13 protein-coding genes, 6 tRNA genes and 1 riboswitch are annotated in these 15681 nt (G+C 47.8%); all 19 genes read right to left on the reverse strand.

What is annotated here, in order from left to right:
- Positions 1 to 57: 57 nt before the first annotated feature.
- Positions 58 to 591, reverse strand: a complete 534-nt coding sequence (pgsA, locus tag EJE48_RS01290) for a CDP-diacylglycerol--glycerol-3-phosphate 3-phosphatidyltransferase (protein WP_118581773.1) — start codon at positions 589 to 591, stop codon at positions 58 to 60.
- A complete protein-coding gene (gene rimO, locus EJE48_RS01295; RefSeq protein ID WP_118581746.1) occupies positions 575 to 1939 on the reverse strand; it encodes a 30S ribosomal protein S12 methylthiotransferase RimO in 1365 nt (454 codons plus the stop codon). The genes pgsA and rimO overlap by 17 nt, the downstream gene beginning before the upstream one ends.
- Positions 1940 to 2079: 140 nt before the next feature.
- Positions 2080 to 2553 carry a hypothetical protein gene (locus EJE48_RS01300; protein ID WP_118581749.1) on the reverse strand — a complete coding sequence of 158 codons (474 nt, stop codon included), beginning with the start codon at positions 2551 to 2553 and terminating at the stop codon, positions 2080 to 2082.
- Between the two features lie 113 nt (positions 2554 to 2666).
- Positions 2667 to 3524: a bifunctional methylenetetrahydrofolate dehydrogenase/methenyltetrahydrofolate cyclohydrolase FolD gene (gene folD, locus EJE48_RS01305; RefSeq protein ID WP_118581752.1), complete on the reverse strand. Its 858-nt coding sequence runs from the start codon at positions 3522 to 3524 to the stop codon at positions 2667 to 2669.
- A gap of 20 nt (positions 3525 to 3544) precedes the next feature.
- On the reverse strand, positions 3545 to 5218 hold the full coding sequence (locus EJE48_RS01310) for a formate--tetrahydrofolate ligase (RefSeq protein WP_118581776.1): 1674 nt from the start codon (positions 5216 to 5218) through the stop codon (positions 3545 to 3547).
- Between the two features lie 113 nt (positions 5219 to 5331).
- Positions 5332 to 5411: riboswitch (ZMP/ZTP riboswitch) on the reverse strand.
- A gap of 97 nt (positions 5412 to 5508) precedes the next feature.
- Complete coding sequence (locus EJE48_RS12660; RefSeq protein WP_160117293.1) at positions 5509 to 8343, reverse strand: FtsK/SpoIIIE family DNA translocase; 2835 nt, start codon at positions 8341 to 8343, stop codon at positions 5509 to 5511.
- A 128-nt stretch (positions 8344 to 8471) separates the two neighbouring features.
- Complete coding sequence (locus EJE48_RS01320; protein ID WP_118581782.1) at positions 8472 to 9371, reverse strand: DMT family transporter; 900 nt, start codon at positions 9369 to 9371, stop codon at positions 8472 to 8474.
- Between the two features lie 118 nt (positions 9372 to 9489).
- Positions 9490 to 10680, reverse strand: coding sequence for a threonine ammonia-lyase (ilvA, locus tag EJE48_RS01325; protein ID WP_016407203.1), 1191 nt, complete (start codon positions 10678 to 10680; stop codon positions 9490 to 9492).
- A gap of 43 nt (positions 10681 to 10723) precedes the next feature.
- Entirely contained in the window at positions 10724 to 10996 is a 273-nt protein-coding gene (locus tag EJE48_RS01330; RefSeq protein WP_118581755.1) for a hypothetical protein, read from the reverse strand.
- Entirely contained in the window at positions 10983 to 12284 is a 1302-nt protein-coding gene (gene clpX / locus EJE48_RS01335; protein ID WP_016407204.1) for an ATP-dependent Clp protease ATP-binding subunit ClpX, read from the reverse strand. Before clpX ends, EJE48_RS01330 begins: the two co-directional genes overlap by 14 nt.
- On the reverse strand, positions 12285 to 12884 hold the full coding sequence (gene clpP / locus EJE48_RS01340) for an ATP-dependent Clp endopeptidase proteolytic subunit ClpP (protein ID WP_016407205.1): 600 nt from the start codon (positions 12882 to 12884) through the stop codon (positions 12285 to 12287).
- A gap of 106 nt (positions 12885 to 12990) precedes the next feature.
- Positions 12991 to 14283, reverse strand: a complete 1293-nt coding sequence (gene tig / locus EJE48_RS01345) for a trigger factor (protein WP_016407206.1) — start codon at positions 14281 to 14283, stop codon at positions 12991 to 12993.
- Between the two features lie 185 nt (positions 14284 to 14468).
- Positions 14469 to 14750: a DUF503 domain-containing protein gene (locus tag EJE48_RS01350; RefSeq protein ID WP_016407207.1), complete on the reverse strand. Its 282-nt coding sequence runs from the start codon at positions 14748 to 14750 to the stop codon at positions 14469 to 14471.
- 82 nt (positions 14751 to 14832) lie between these two features.
- Positions 14833 to 14904: transfer RNA gene (locus EJE48_RS01355), tRNA-Gly, on the reverse strand.
- A gap of 25 nt (positions 14905 to 14929) precedes the next feature.
- Positions 14930 to 15001 (reverse strand) — tRNA-Gly (locus tag EJE48_RS01360).
- Positions 15002 to 15094: 93 nt separating this feature from the next.
- A tRNA-Gly gene (locus tag EJE48_RS01365) sits at positions 15095 to 15166 on the reverse strand.
- 5 nt (positions 15167 to 15171) lie between these two features.
- Positions 15172 to 15247, reverse strand: a tRNA-Phe gene (locus EJE48_RS01370).
- A 22-nt stretch (positions 15248 to 15269) separates the two neighbouring features.
- A tRNA-Leu gene (locus EJE48_RS01375) sits at positions 15270 to 15353 on the reverse strand.
- Positions 15354 to 15493: 140 nt separating this feature from the next.
- Positions 15494 to 15574 (reverse strand) — tRNA-Tyr (locus EJE48_RS01380).
- Positions 15575 to 15681 lie beyond the last annotated feature (107 nt).

Below are 15681 nucleotides of genomic sequence, written 5' to 3' on the forward strand. Positions count from 1 at the left end.
TATTCCGAAATAAAAAAGAGAGCCTTTTCAAACAAAGCGCTCTCTTTCATTTTTCTCTTAGCCCATCAGAACCTGCTTATTCTTAATGATATAATCCGCGCCGGAGAAAATCGTAAAGAATACCGCCAGAATCACCAGAAGCTTTTCCAGAACAGGCATGCACGCAAACGGCAGATTCAGCAGCAGCACAGGAATCATAATCATCTGCGTGGTGGTTTTCACCTTCCCCCACCAGCTTGCCGCCATCACGATATTCGCCTCCATCGCAAGGGTACGGAAGCCTGTAATGGCAAATTCTCTTGCCAAAATCACGATAACGACCCATGCCGCCAAGTCCTTTAAGGCAACCATGGAAACCAATGCAGACATCACCAACAGCTTGTCCGCAAGAGGGTCCATAAATTTCCCGAAGTTGGAAACCATGTTGTATTTTCTTGCAATCTTGCCATCCAGCATATCCGTTAAGGATGCCACGATAAAAATAATCACTGCAATATATCTGTTCATTGGCTCAGGTGCCAGAAACAGCACCAGCAAGAATGCCGGAATCATAACCACACGCAGCATGGTCAGCTTATTCGCCAAATTCATATCCATAAACCACATCTCCCATCAAATCATAATCGCCTGCTTCTCGAATCCTTACCGTTACAAAATCACCGGAATACAGCTCCTCCTCCGAGGAAACAAATACCAAGCCGTCAATTTCGGGGGCATCCCTTCTTGTTCTGCCACAGAAAATATTTTCTTCAGGCAGCTTGCCCTCAATCAGCACCTCCATCACCTTGCCGACCTCTTTTTCACAAAGCGCAGCCGCAATGGATTTCTGTATATCCATGATGATATCCCTGCGTTCTTCCTTCGTTTCCTCCGGAATCTGGTTTTCCATTTCCGCCGCAACCGTGCCTTCCTCCTGCGAATAGGAGAACACACCCAGACGGTCGAATTTCATTTCCTGCACGAAGCTCTGCAAATCCGCAAATTCTTCCTCTGTCTCCCCGGGGAACCCGACAATCAGCGTGGTGCGGATGGCAATATCGGGCATAGCCGCTCTCAGCCTTGCCACCTTCTCCCGAATGAGTGCCTGACTGCTCTTTCTGCCCATGCGCTTCAGTACGGCATCATTCCCATGCTGAATCGGCATATCAATATAATGACAAACCTTTTCACAGCTTGCCATTGCCTCAATGGTTTCCTCTGTCAGCGTTTCGGGATACGCATACAGCAGGCGAATCCACTCCAGCCCCTCAATAGCATTCAGCCGCCGCAGAAGCTCATCCAGCATCGGCTTGCCGTATAAATCTCTGCCGTAGATCGAGGTATCCTGTGCAACAATTACCAATTCCTTCACGCCCTGCTGTGCCAAAAGGGTTGCTTCCTCCACAAGGCTTTCCAGCTCTCTGCTACGGTGTCTGCCACGCATTTGCGGAATCACACAATAGGTGCAACGGTTGTCGCAGCCCTCAGAAATTTTCAGATACGCAAAATATGGTGCGGTCGAAAGCACACGCAGCTTGCCGTTTCCATCCTGCATAGCAAGGTCAATGCTTTCCAGCTGCTTCACCTGCTCCTTGCCGCCCAGAATTTCATCCGCAACTTCCGCGATGGATTCGTACGCCGTTGTACCGATAATGGCATCCACCTCCGGCAATTCATCAAAAAATTCCTTTTCATATCTCTGCCCTAAGCAGCCTGCCACAATCAATCCCTTGCAGTTCCCCACATCAGGGTTCTTATATTGGGACATCTCCAGAATGGTTTCAATGCTTTCTTCCAAAGCATCCTTGATAAAGCAGCAGGTATTCACCACGATGATATCCGCCTCTGCCTCATCCGCTACCGCTGTGTAGCCGTTTTTCTGCAAAATCCCCAGCATAACCTCACTGTCAACTCTATTCTTATCGCACCCCAAAGAGGTGAATGCGATTTTTCTGCTCATTGTATTCCTCCTTAAAATCTTCTCTTTTTTCCATCATTATATTTTACTATAAAACCGGGAAAATTGCTATATTTCCGCAAAATTCTTTTTCCCTCTTTCTGCCAAAGAAAAACCCCCGAAAATATCGAGGGTTGCTTCTCTTATTCTGCTGTTTCGTATTCCTGCAAAAGTCCTTCCAGTAGGTCTGTTGCTTTTGTTTTCTCCTTTCCCGTAACCATGTAGGCGGTATCTCTGAAATCAATGCGTCCTCCCTCCCAGCAGGCGAGCGACTCATACCGTCCTTCCGTTTCGCTGTCGTACCGAATCATCATTGTATAATACGGTTCCTGTTCCTGCCTGTCGGAAAAGAACTTCTCCCATGGCATCATTTTTCTGACCTCTATTTCACCCAACGCATCCAATGCCTTCTGCATCCGTTCCTTCTCTCTGATTTCTGCCCCACTCACATAGCCTGTATCATTTTTTATCTCCATCATCTGCACACGGCAAACCACAAAATTCTCAAGGGAAATTTCCCCCTCCTCGGAAAGCGGTTTGCTCCGAAAAGAAACTGCCATCCAGATAACCACGATTACAACCAAGCATACAATACCCTTCAAAGCACCTTTTTTCATACAAACACTTCCTTTCCGACCGCTTTTCCTTATTTTCCCTATATAAAAAGAATACCCTTGGCTCTCTCTGAAAGTCAAGGGTATCCATCTTAAGATTTTCTTACAATTCTTCTTTATTCCAATCCATTCTGGATTTTTGCGGCTGTGTTGCAGTTTTTCATCAGCATGGCGATGGTCATCGGGCCAACGCCGCCGGGAACAGGCGTAATCGCCCCTGCAATTTCCTTCACGTTCTCAAAATCCACATCGCCGCACAGCTTGCCTGCCTCATTGCGATTCATCCCAACATCAATGAGAATCGCGCCTTCCTTTACCATATCCGCCGTCACTGTGTTTACCTTGCCCACTGCGCTGACAATGATATCTGCCCCCCGACAGATTTCTGCCAGATTCCTTGTTTTGGAATGGCAAATCGTCACAGTGCCGTTCTCCTGCATCAACAGCATAGCCACAGGCTTTCCTACGATATTGCTTCTGCCAATCACAACACACTGCTTCCCTTCGATGGAATGACCGCTGCGCTTAATCAGTTCGATAATGCCCGCAGGGGTGCAGGGAAGGAATCCCTCTCCGCCTGTGTGGAGATTGCCCACGTTTACGGGATGGAAACAATCCACATCCTTCTTCGGGTCGATGGCAAGAATAACCTTTCGTTCATCAATCTGCTTTGGCACAGGCATCTGCACCAGAATCCCATGAATGTCCTTATCCGCGTTCAGCTTGGCGATCAGCTCCAAAAGTGCTTCCTCCGTTGTCTCCCCAGACAACACATGGGAAACCGAGCGAATCCCGACTGCCTCACACGCCTTTTTCTTGTTATTCACATATACCTGAGAGGCGGAATCATCGCCGACCAAAACAACCGCTAAGCAGGGTGTGATACCCTTTGCCTTTAATGCTGCTGCCTCCTCCGCCGCCTCTGCCTTAATTTCCGCAGAAATCCGTTTGCCATCAATCAGTTGTGCTTTCATCCTTTTTAACTCCCTTTTTCTTAGAAGAGACCTACCACATTTCCGTTATCGTCAATGTCGATATTCAGCGCAGCCGGTTTCTTAGGCAGACCGGGCATTGTCATAACATCGCCCAGCAGAACAACGATAAAGCCTGCGCCTGCGGAAATGCGAATCTCCTTTACTGTTACCTCGAACCCTTCCGGACGACCCAGAACCTTGGGATCATCGGAAAGAGAATACTGTGTTTTTGCAATACATACGGGGAAATCATTAAAGCCCAGCTTGTCAATCTGTGCCAGTGTTTTCTTTGCTGCCGCAGAGAAGTTGACTGTGCCTGCGCCATAGATTTCCTTGCATACCTTATTTACCTTTTCTACGATATTCAGTTCATCCTCATACAGGAAATGGAATTTGCTTTCCTTTGTTTCCAGTGTTTCCAGAACCTTTTCAGCCAGAGCCTTGCCGCCCTCGCCGCCGTTAGCCCAAACCTTCGCTACGGCAAAGGTTGCGCCCATGGATTCGCAGCGTTCCTTCACATAAGCCACCTCTGCATCTGTATCAGCTACGAAATGGTTCAGTGTTACCACAACGGGAACGCCGTATTTCTGGATGTTTTCAATGTGCTTTTCCAGATTCACAAAGCCCTTTGCCAGTGCATCCAGATTTTCATTGGACAAATCTGCCTTCGGCACACCGCCGTTATATTTCAGCGCGCGCACGGTTGCAACCAAAACAACCGCATCGGGCTTCAGGCCTGCCTTACGGCACTTGATATCAAAGAATTTTTCAGCACCCAAATCTGCACCGAAGCCTGCCTCTGTTACAACATAATCCGCAATTTTCATTGCTGTTTTTGTTGCCATAACGGAGTTACAGCCATGTGCGATATTTGCGAAGGGGCCGCCGTGAATAATTGCCAGTGTGTTTTCCAGTGTCTGCACTACGTTAGGCTGCAGTGCATCCTTCAAAAGAACTGTCATTGCGCCGTCTGCGCCAATCATTTTTGCTGTTACGGGTTCATCCTCATAGGTGTAGCCAACGATGATTCTGCCCAGCATTTCCTTCAGCTGTTTCAAATCATTTGCCAGACAGAAGATTGCCATGATTTCGGAAGCAACGGTAATCTGGAACGCGTCCTCTCTGGGTACGCCGTTTACCTTGCCGCCCAAGCCGGAAATCACATTTCTCAGCTGTCTGTCATTCAGGTCTACACAGCGCTTCCATGCAATTCTTCTGGGGTCAATGTTCAGCTCATTGCCCTGCTGAATGTGGTTATCCACCATGGATGCCAAGAGGTTATTTGCTGTTGTGATGGCGTGCAAATCGCCGGTAAAGTGCAGGTTGATATCCTCCATGGGAACCACCTGTGCATAGCCGCCGCCGGCAGCGCCGCCCTTTACGCCCATGCAGGGCCCCAAGGAAGGCTCACGCAGGCAGGTAATCGCATTCTTGCCCATCTGCTGCAATGCCTCTGTCAGACCGATGGTAACGGTTGTTTTGCCTTCGCCTGCGGGGGTAGGGTTCACCGCTGTTACCAGAATCAGCTTTGCATCGGGGTTATCTTTGATTTTGTCGTAATATTTGCTGCTGATTTTGCCCTTGTATTTGCCGTAGCAATCTACATATTCTTCGGGAATCCCTGCTTTTTCAGCAACCTTCAGGATATGCTCCATGTTACATTCCTGCGCAATCTGTAAGTCTGTTTTAAACATTCGAAAAATCTCCTCTCTGCTTTGGCGGTATTCCGCTGTTCCACATCTGATACAAGGGACGGTGCGTTTTTTTACCGAAAATTTTCCATAAAAAAAGCCGCACCCAATCCAAGCATCATCGCCCAGACGGTCGGCATTCGAATAGTCATACTCCATGTGGTTGTCTCCACTTCCGTCAGTCATATGACCCTATGCCGATAATACTATACTTGTCTGTTTTTGTCAATCCATTTCAATCAAAAACAGAAAAAAGGATTGCAGAGTGCTTCTGCAATCCCTTATCGGCAGCTTTAAATCTCATCGGGAACTGCGCCCGTCATTTCCTCCCATTCGCTTTTCGTAATGAGAACCTTTCGGGGCTTACTGCCCTCCTCCGGGCCGACAATCCCCTGCTTCTCCAAATCATCCATCAGCCTTGCCGCGCGGTTATAGCCGATGCGAAATTGTCTTTGCAGCATGGAAACAGATGCCTTTTCCTTTTCCAGAATCAAATCAACCGCCTGAGAGAAAAATTCATCCGAATCCTCCGCCGCACCACCAACCTTACCGGCAGCGGTAATTTGGTCTATGGTTTCCTGTGTATAATTAGGCTTGCTGCTCTTTTTCAGAAAATCGACAATAGCTTCGACCTCCTGATCCGTCACAAATGCGCCCTGCAAACGAGAGGGCTTGCTTTGTCCCGAAGGATAGAACAGCATATCGCCCTTCCCCAGCAGCTTTTCCGCCCCGACCATATCCAGAATCGTTCTGGAGTCAATGCCGGAGGATACGGCAAACGCCAGTCTGGAAGGGATATTCGCCTTGATTACCCCCGTAATGACATCCACAGAGGGACGCTGTGTCGCAATAATCAGGTGCATCCCTGCTGCACGCGCCATCTGCGCCAAACGGCAGATAGCATCCTCCACCTCGCCCGGTGCTGCCATCATCAGGTCTGCCAATTCATCAATGATAATGACAATCTGGGGCATTTTGCCCTTTTCGTCACCCTTTTCTTCCATCAATTTATTAAAGCCCTTAATATCTCTGACACCATGGGCAGCAAAATCATTATATCTTTGCAGCATCTCACGCACCGCCCAATTCAGCGCAGAGGCCGCCTTTTTCGGATCTGTCACAACCGGAATCAAAAGGTGCGGAATCCCGTTATACACGCTCAGCTCTACCACCTTCGGGTCAACCAGAAGCAGCTTAACCTCCTTGGGGTCTGCCTTATAAAGAATACTCGTAATCAGCGTATTGATGCAGACCGATTTCCCCGAACCCGTTGCACCCGCAATCAGCAGGTGCGGCATTTTTGCAATATCCGTCACAACAGGGTTGCCTGCAATATCCTGCCCCAGTGCAAAGGCAAGCTTAGAGGGGTGCTGCTTAAAGGCATCGCTTTCCAGCAGCGTCCGCATATAAACCGACTGCGTTTCCTTATTCGGCACCTCAATGCCGACTGCCGCCTTGCCAGGAATGGGCGCTTCAATACGAATCCCGCTCGCCGCCAGATTCAGCGCGATATCATCCGCCAAATTCACAATCTTGCTGACCTTTACGCCTTGGCTCGGCGAAAGCTCATAGCGCGTCACAGTAGGGCCCCTGCTGATTTGGATTACCTTTGCATCCACGCTAAAGCTTTTCAGCGTGGTTTCCAGCTTTCTTGCATTTTCAAATAATTCCGAACGGTTGCTGCCGTTGCCCGTCTGCGGATCTTTTCCCAGTAGCGTAATCGGCGGAAAGATATACGGCCTTTCCTCCTCGACAGGTGCCGTCTCCTTCCTTGGCTCATGTATATCTGCCGCCGGCTTCGCGTCCTCCGCCTCTGCCGCTTCTTCGGATTCCTCCGCTTCCTCTGCCTGCGTTTCTTCCACAGTCTCCTCCTCCATCATTGCAATGGGGATTTCTTCCTCGGCAGCGGACGTTTCCTTTCTCGGCACAACGGTTTTGCCCATGTCCTCCTCCGGCAGAATATCAATGCTGATGCTTTCCTCGCGTGGCTTTTCCGCAAAGATTTCCGCAAACAATGCATCCGCCGCATCGGATTCTGTTGCCTGCGGTTTCACCTGCTCCTCTGCCGCCTCCTTCCGCACATCCTCTGCCGGCATTGCCGCCGCTTCTCGGATAGAAGGCGTTTCTGCGGCTTTTTCGTCGTGCGCTTCCTTCGGCACATCCTCCGTCTTTTCCTCTCTGTGCACCGCAGCCTCTGCGCCGTTTTCCTTCACAAAATCAAAAATCGGTTCCCGTTTTTTCGTTTCCAGAATTAAAGGCTTCTTGCGGAACACCGTTTCCTCCACATAGGGTGTTTCGCTGCTGTTCTCCTGTACCTCGATATTGAAATCCTCACGGTTCATCCTTCTGCGGCGCTGTGCCCTTTTCGCCTGTCGCTCCGCTTCCAGCTCCTCCTGCTGGCGAATCCGCTCGGCTTTATTCTTGATTTTTTCATTTTTCACCTTCCGTCTCGCCTTGCGGTGCGCATTAGCATCCCCAAGGGCATGGAAAAAGGATTTTCCTGTTGCCATGACGATGGAAATAATTCCTGTCGCCAATAGGACAATGACGCTCCCAAGGGTGTCCAATGCCCTGTCCAGTCCACCGCCAATCAGTCCACCTGTCAGCCCTCCATTTGTAAACGCACCTGCGCCGTAAAGCACACCACAGCGTTTGAAAAAGCCAAGGCTTTCTGCCACCTGAATCGGGTGCAACACCTGCGCAAAGGCGGCTACGGTCAGCAAAAACAGCCCCGCCCCGATGCCGCGCACAAACGGATATCGCTTTTCCTCGCTCACCAGCATCCAGATGCAGTAGGCAATCACGCAGATGGGCAGAAAAAGCCCGCCAAGCCCGAAAAGTCCCTTGAAAAAGCTGCTGATGATGCCGCCGATGATGCCCATTTTTTCCGTCAGCAGGCTGATGAATACAATAATTGATGCAACAATAATCAGAAGCAGAATGACCTCATCCAGAATACTGTCCCCAAAACGGGCAGGCTGCGCCGTCATTCTGGTGGTCTCTTTTCTCGCTCCCGTTTCCTTTTTTGCTGTTTCCCTTCCGGCACTGCTCCTTGCCGTTGCTTTTTTCACAGACGGCGATTTTGCAGTGGTTTTGGCAGTTTTTTTCTTATTTTTCTGTTCCGCCAAAGCTCTCACCTCATCTATTTCCATATCCTTCAGATAAAAATTTTCCAATACATAATTTTATCACAAAATTCCTTTGCACGCAAATATACCTTGGCTTCCGCAGAACCCAAGGTATCCTGTTTTTTTCGTTATTTCGATTGCAAGGAAAGCACCACCACAGTCCCCAGAATCAGCGCAAAGCCAACCAGGTCTATGCCTTGGAATTTTGCGTGCAAAAAGAGAAGGGAAACGATGACCGCCGTAATCGGCTCCACCATCCCAAGCAGGCTTCCCATGAAGGGTCCTACAACGCTGACCCCCTTCAAATAGAGCGAAAATGCGATTGCCGTGCCAATCACAACCACCCCTGCCGTCGCCAAAACAGTTCCTTGGTCAAAAGGAACGGCATAGCTCCAGGGGCGCACAAAGGGCAGCATTGCCACACCCGCAAGCAGCATGGCATAGCCCACAACGGCATATACGCCATAATGCCGCAATAAATCCCCGGAAAGCAGATTATACGCCGCACCGCCTGCCGCCGCACCTAAGCCGAACACCAAAGCCAAGGTTGTGATGCTCATGCTGTGAATATCGCCATGCGTACTGAGCAAAAACACCCCCAGCAATGCACAAAAGATAGCACCTGTTTCCATTTTACGAGGCCAACGCTTTTCCTTGAAGCACACAACCCCCAAAATCAGCAAAGGCGCCAAGGACTGCAACACCGTTGCCGTGCCTGCATTGGAATATTGGATGGCCGCAAAATAAGTATACTGACAGCTCAGCATACCAAAAACAGAAAAAATCAAGAGCTGCCTTCTGTCCACAGGATTTTTCCAGATATCCCCCATCCGTTTTTTCGTCAGCAAAAAGCCCATCAAAACCAAAAGTACTCCCGCCAAAAGCAGCCGCACCATCACAAGCCAATCTGCCGTAATATCCTTTTTCTGAAATAAATATTGCCCAAAGCAGCCGGAAAGCCCCCAGCAAATGCCACCCGCGAGGGTAAGGCAGATTCCTGCTGTACGCTTTTTCTTTTGTTGTTCCATATTTTTCACCTCAGGTAACAGAATAATATATTTTTTCGCTTTTTTCAACAAAAAAAGGTACTGACCCTTCGATCAGTACCCTGTGTTGTTAAAGGTTATTATGAAGCACTCGGAAAAATCAGATTGTGTAGCCCTGTGCCTTCAGTGCTGCAACCATTTCTTCATAGTGTGCTTTGTTTCTTGTTTCAACGGTTACGTTTACAACTACATTGCTTACTGCTACGCCTTTTGCTCTTCTGTCGTGATTTACATCCAGAATGTTTGCGCCTGTCTGTGCAATAATCTGCAGCAGCTGAATCAGCTGACCGGGCTTATCTGCCATCATTACAGAGAATTCAGCGATTCTGCCGTTTTCCTGCAGACCCTTGTCGATGATTCTGTCCAGTACGTTTACGTCTACGTTACCACCGGAAACTACGCATACAACGTTTTTGCCCTTGATATCTACTTTATTTGTCATAGCTGCTGCTACGGAAACTGCGCCTGCGCCTTCTGCTACCATTTTGTGTTTTTCCAGCAGCATCAGGATTGCGGATGCGATTTCAGCTTCTGTTACAGTTACGATGCCATCAACATATTTCATGCAAGCCTCGAATGTCAGTGTGCCGGGCTCCTTAACTGCGATACCGTCAGCCATTGTGGAAACGCTAGCCAGCTTTTCGATTTTCTTATGTTCGATGGACTGCTTCATGGAAGGAGCGCCTGCTGCCTGTACGCCATATACCTTGCAGTTGGGGTTGATGCTCTTGATTGCGCAAGCAACACCGGAAATCAGACCGCCGCCACCAATGGGAACGAATACAACGTCAGCTTCGGGCAGTTTTTCCATGATTTCCAGACCAACAGTACCCTGACCTGCCATTACATATTCATCATTGAAGGGATGCAGGAATGTGTAGCCCTTTTCCTGCTGCAGTTCTACTGCCTTTGCAGCAGCATCATCATATACACCGGGAACCAGAACAACTTCTGCGCCGTAGCTCTTTGTAGCTTCAACCTTAGCCAGAGGAGCGCCTGCGGGCATGCAGATAGTAGCCTTGATGCCTTTTTTCTGTGCTGCCAGAGCAACGCCCTGTGCATGGTTACCTGCGGAACAAGCGATTACACCCTTGGAAGCTTCTTCTTCTGTCAGGCTTGCTGTTTTTACATAAGCACCTCTCAGCTTGAAGGAGCCTGTTACCTGCATATTTTCGCATTTGATAAATACGTTTGCGTTAGGGTTGATAAAAGCGGATTCGTACAAAGGTGTTACTCTTGCAACGCCTTCCAGTGTTTTTTTTGCGTCCTGAATCATTTCCAGTGTAAGCATTTTTCTTCCTCCTAGTGTCTTTTATATAATATGTTTTGTCTTTTTATAAAGGACATTTTTCTGCCCTTGTCTCTCTCTCAAGTACGCATAAATTATAGTACGCAAATGCGATTCCGTCAACAGCTATTTGTGATTTTTTAGACATTTTTTGCGATTTTGTTAAAAATTCCGACAAATCCGCCAAATATGCACATTTTTCCGCACACTGCAAAATGAAATCCCCTTCTATTGTGCGTTTTTCCAATAAAAAAGTATCCCTATCATTAGGATAGAGATACTCAATTTTTCCGATTTTTCTTGATTTATGCGGAAACACCGCTGTTTCCTCTGCTGCTTTTGCGCTTTCGCATCCGCTGCAGGGGCTTTCTGTTTTCATTATAAACATATTCGGGAGCCGCCTTGCCGTTTACAACATCCTCTGTGATAATGCAGCGTTCCACGTTTGTCTGTGTCGGGATTTCATACATAATCGGGTTAATGAATTCCTCTACAATAGAACGCAGCCCACGCGCGCCGGTTTCCCGTTCCATTGCCTTTCTTGCGATAGCACGCAGCGCTTCCTCCTTAAACTCCAGAATAACATCATCCAGCGCAAAAAGATATTCATACTGCTTTGTCAGTGCATTCTTGGGTTCTGTTAAAATATGCACAAAGGCATCCTCATCCAGATTATCCAGCGTTACCACAACAGGCAGACGACCGATAAATTCCGGAATCAGACCATATTTCAGCAAATCTTGCGGCATAAGGCTCTGCAAAAGCTCGTCATTTGTTTTATCCAGCTTGCTCTGCACCTCTGCACCAAAGCCAATCACTTTATGCCCCATGCGGTTCTGAATGATTTTTTCAATGCCGCCGAAGGCACCGCCGCAGATGAAAAGGATATTGGTTGTATCAATCTGGATAAATTCCTGATGCGGGTGCTTTCTGCCGCCCTGTGGAGGCACGCTTGCCACAGTCCCCTCCAGAATTTTCAGCAGTGCCTGCTGTACGCCTTCGCCGCTGACATCTCTGGTGATGGATACATTCTCGCTTTTCTTTGTGATTTTATCAATTTCATCGATATAGATAATGCCGCGTTCTGCCTTATCCACATCATAATCTGCCGCCTGAATCAGCTTGAGCAGGATATTCTCCACATCCTCGCCGACATAGCCGGCTTCGGTCAGAGAGGTTGCATCTGCAATCGCAAAGGGTACATTCAGCACCTTTGCCAAGGTCTGTGCCAGAAGGGTTTTCCCTGTCCCTGTAGGTCCAACCAGAAGGATATTGCTCTTTTGCAGCTCTACATCCTCTGCCTTGGTATCCATATAAATGCGTTTATAGTGGTTATACACCGCAACCGCCAAAGCCTGTTTTGCTCTGCTCTGCCCGATGACATATTCATCCAGCGTTTCCTTAATCTCCTTCGGCTTCGGCACATTGAAATTTTCATCCTTATTTGCCAGCACATCATATTCTTCCTCGATAATGTCCGAGCAGAGGTCGATACATTCATCGCAGATATATACATTCGGGCCGGCAATCAGCTTTTTCACCTGATCCTGCGTTTTTCCGCAGAAGGAGCAGTGCAGCTTATTCATATCTTCCGTTTTCCCTGCCATTTATCCTCTCTCCTTTGTCTGAGGCTTTGTGATGACAGCATCAATCAAACCGTAGGCTTTTGCCTCCTCAGCGCTCATAAAGTTATCGCGTTCTGTGTCTCTTTCCACTTCTTCCACAGGCTTGCCTGTATTTTCCGCCAGAATCTGATTCAGCTTTGCTTTGGTGCGCAGGATATTTTCCGCATGGATACGGATATCCGTTGCCTGCCCTCTTGCGCCGCCGCTAGGCTGATGGATCATGACCTCTGCATTGGGCAGAGCATATCTCTTGCCCTTTGCGCCGCCTGCCAGAAGAAATGCGCCCATGCTTGCCGCCATACCGATACAGATGGTGGATACATCAGGCTTGATATACTGCATGGTATCATAAATTGCCATGCCTGCCGTTACAGAACCGCCAGGACTGTTGATGTAGAGGTTGATGTCCTTATCAGGGTCCTCCGCCGCCAGAAACAGCAGCTGTGCCACAACCAGACTTGCGGTTACATCGTTGACCTCTTCCCCCAGAAAAATGATTCTGTCCTTCAGCAATCTGGAATAAATATCATAAGAACGTTCGCCACGGTTGGACTGTTCTACGACCATAGGTACTAAACTCATTATGATTCCTCCAATCTTATATTATCTAAATAGGCACAGTTTCCTGTGCCTATCTGCATTGCAATATTTCCAAGGCTTCGCCTTTTTGTTGCTTTTTTTATGCTTCTTATGCTTCTTTGATGACTGCGTTGTCTTCGATTACCTTCATAGCAGCTCTTACCAGCATATCCTGTCTCAGGGCATTCTTATCGTCTTCCTGAATCATATCCAGCATTGTCTTGCCGTCTACGCCGTAGCTTTCGCCGTATTTGATAACCTCTGCATCCAGATCTTCATCGGAGATAACCAGATTTTCAGCCTTTGCGATTGCTTCCAGCATCAGTCTTGCATCAACGCTCTTCATGGATGTATCCTTGAAGGTTTCTCTCATGGTTTCTTCATTTGTACCCATGTACTGATAGTAAACATCCATGGACAGACCCTGACGAACGATATTTTCTTCAAATTCTCTCATCATGCTGTCAATCTTGTTATCGTACATAACCTGAGGCACTTCCATCTTGCAGTTTGCAACTGCTGCATCCAGCAGCTTATCGCCCTGCAGCTGCTTTGCCTTTTCTGTCTTCTCTGCAGCCAGTTTAGCCAGAATGTCTGCTTTGTATTCATCCAGAGTGGAGAATTCAGAAACATCTTCTGCAAATGCGTCATTCAGTTCGGGCAGTTCCTTTGCTGTGATACCGTTTACCTTAATTGCGAATACAGCTGCCTTGCCTGCCAGCTCAGGTGCATGGTAAGCTTCGGGGAAGGTTACGTTGATATCAAATTCTTCGCCGATGTTGTGGCCAACAATCTGATCCTCAAAGCCTTCGATGAAGGAATGAGAGCCCAGCTCCAGATCAAAGCCTTCTGCCTTGCCGCCATCGAAAGCAACGCCGTCAACGGAGCCCAGATAGTCAATGTTTACAACATCGCCCAGCTGTGCTGCTCTGTCTGTTACTTCAACCTTTCTTGCGTTCTGCTTCTGCACCTTTTCCAGTTCCTTCATAACGTCTTCATCTGTTACTTCTGCGGAAACCTTTTCTACTTCCAGACCCTTATACTGACCCAGTTCCACTTCAGGCTTTACAGTTACATCGCAGATGAATTTTGCGCCCTTGCCGGACTGAATATAGTCAATATCCAGAGTGGGAGCGGAAACAACGTCCAGACCCAGTTCCTTTACTGCTGCCATGTATTCATCGGGGAAGATGTGGTTGATTGCATCTTCATAGAAAAAGCCTTCGCCATACTGTGCTTCAATCAGCTTTCTGGGTACTTTACCCTTTCTGAAGCCGGGCAGAGACAGATTATTTTTGTGTTTGTTGTAAGCAAAAGCCATGCCCTGTTCCAGTACTTCTGCGCTTACTTCAAAAGAAAGTTTTACTGCTGTTTTTTCTTTGCTGATTAATGTTGCGTTCATTGTAAGAAGTTCCTCCTTAAAGATATTCGTTTTTTATGACAACTTTGTCTTTATTTTCTAAATGATGCTGCCATGTTGAGTTACAGTACGCTAAAACTGCACAATCACAGTAGATTATAACACACTGAATTTTGAAAATCTACAGGTAAATGCAAATTTTCCGTCTGTTTTCAACAAAAATACACCTAATATACCTCATATTCCGCCGAAATCAATTCCGCTTCTGTGCTTTTCTCCATGAAATCCAGAATATGCTGCAGCATACGCTCCGCATGGCTTTTTTCATTGCTGACACAAGCAAAGCCAACCACGAGCATTTTATGCTCCTCCTGTCTGTCCACCTCCGCCACGGAGGCGTTGAATTTATGCCTCGTTTTTTCCACCAGACTTTTGACCACCATCCGCTTTTCCTTCAAGCTGGAAACCCATTCTGCACGAAAGGTTGCCTCACAAATCCCTACAAACACATGAGTCCCTCCTTTCCGGTTTTGTTAAAAGAAAGGTAAAAGAAAAAATCGGTCTTGATTGTCCTCAAAACCGATTCTTCTAAGCGCGAGACGAGATTCGAACTCGCGACCCTCGCCTTGGCAAGGCGATGCTCTACCACTGAGCCACTCGCGCATAGTATGCAGTTTGTCGAAAAAGAAGCGCGAGACGAGATTCGAACTCGCGACCCTCGCCTTGGCAAGGCGATGCTCTACCACTGAGCCACTCGCGCATATCGTTTTTTTGACAAGATGTATCTTATCAAACTTTTAGAAGCTTGTCAACATCTTTCATTCATTTTTGCTTTCTCCTTTGAAAAGAGAAAAGCGCGAGACGAGATTCGAACTCGCGACCCTCGCCTTGGCAAGGCGATGCTCTACCACTGAGCCACTCGCGCATTTATGGTGCCCAGAACCGGAATCGAACCAGTGACACGTGGATTTTCAGTCCACTGCTCTACCAACTGAGCTATCTGGGCATAAGAAATATTTTTATGAAGCTGCCCGAGACCGGGATCGAACCGGTACGGGTGTTACCCCGCAGGATTTTAAGTCCTGTGCGTCTGCCAATTCCGCCACTCGGGCAAATCTTGCGTTGTTTCAGCCGCTCAATTACTATACCAAACCAGCCGAAATTTGTCAACAGCTTTTTTCGATTTTTTTCATTTTTCCATCATCAAAGCCTTGGTAAAAAGAAGAACAAGTATCTCTACTTGTTCTGAAAATGGGCGGAGAAGGATTCGAACCTTCGAAGCTATCGCAACAGATTTACAGTCTGCCCCCTTTGGCCGCTCGGGAATCCACCCACAGTAGTGAAGTTATTTTTTGTTTATGAGCTTCCGACTCATGATGCTCTTGGCATTGTGCAAGGAAGCGAATAAAAAATAACGGAACGGTTTTCTTCCGTCAGGAA

Origin of the sequence: Anaerotignum faecicola, assembly GCF_003865035.1 — a bacterium.
Lineage (GTDB): Bacteria > Bacillota > Clostridia > Lachnospirales > Anaerotignaceae > Anaerotignum_A > Anaerotignum_A faecicola.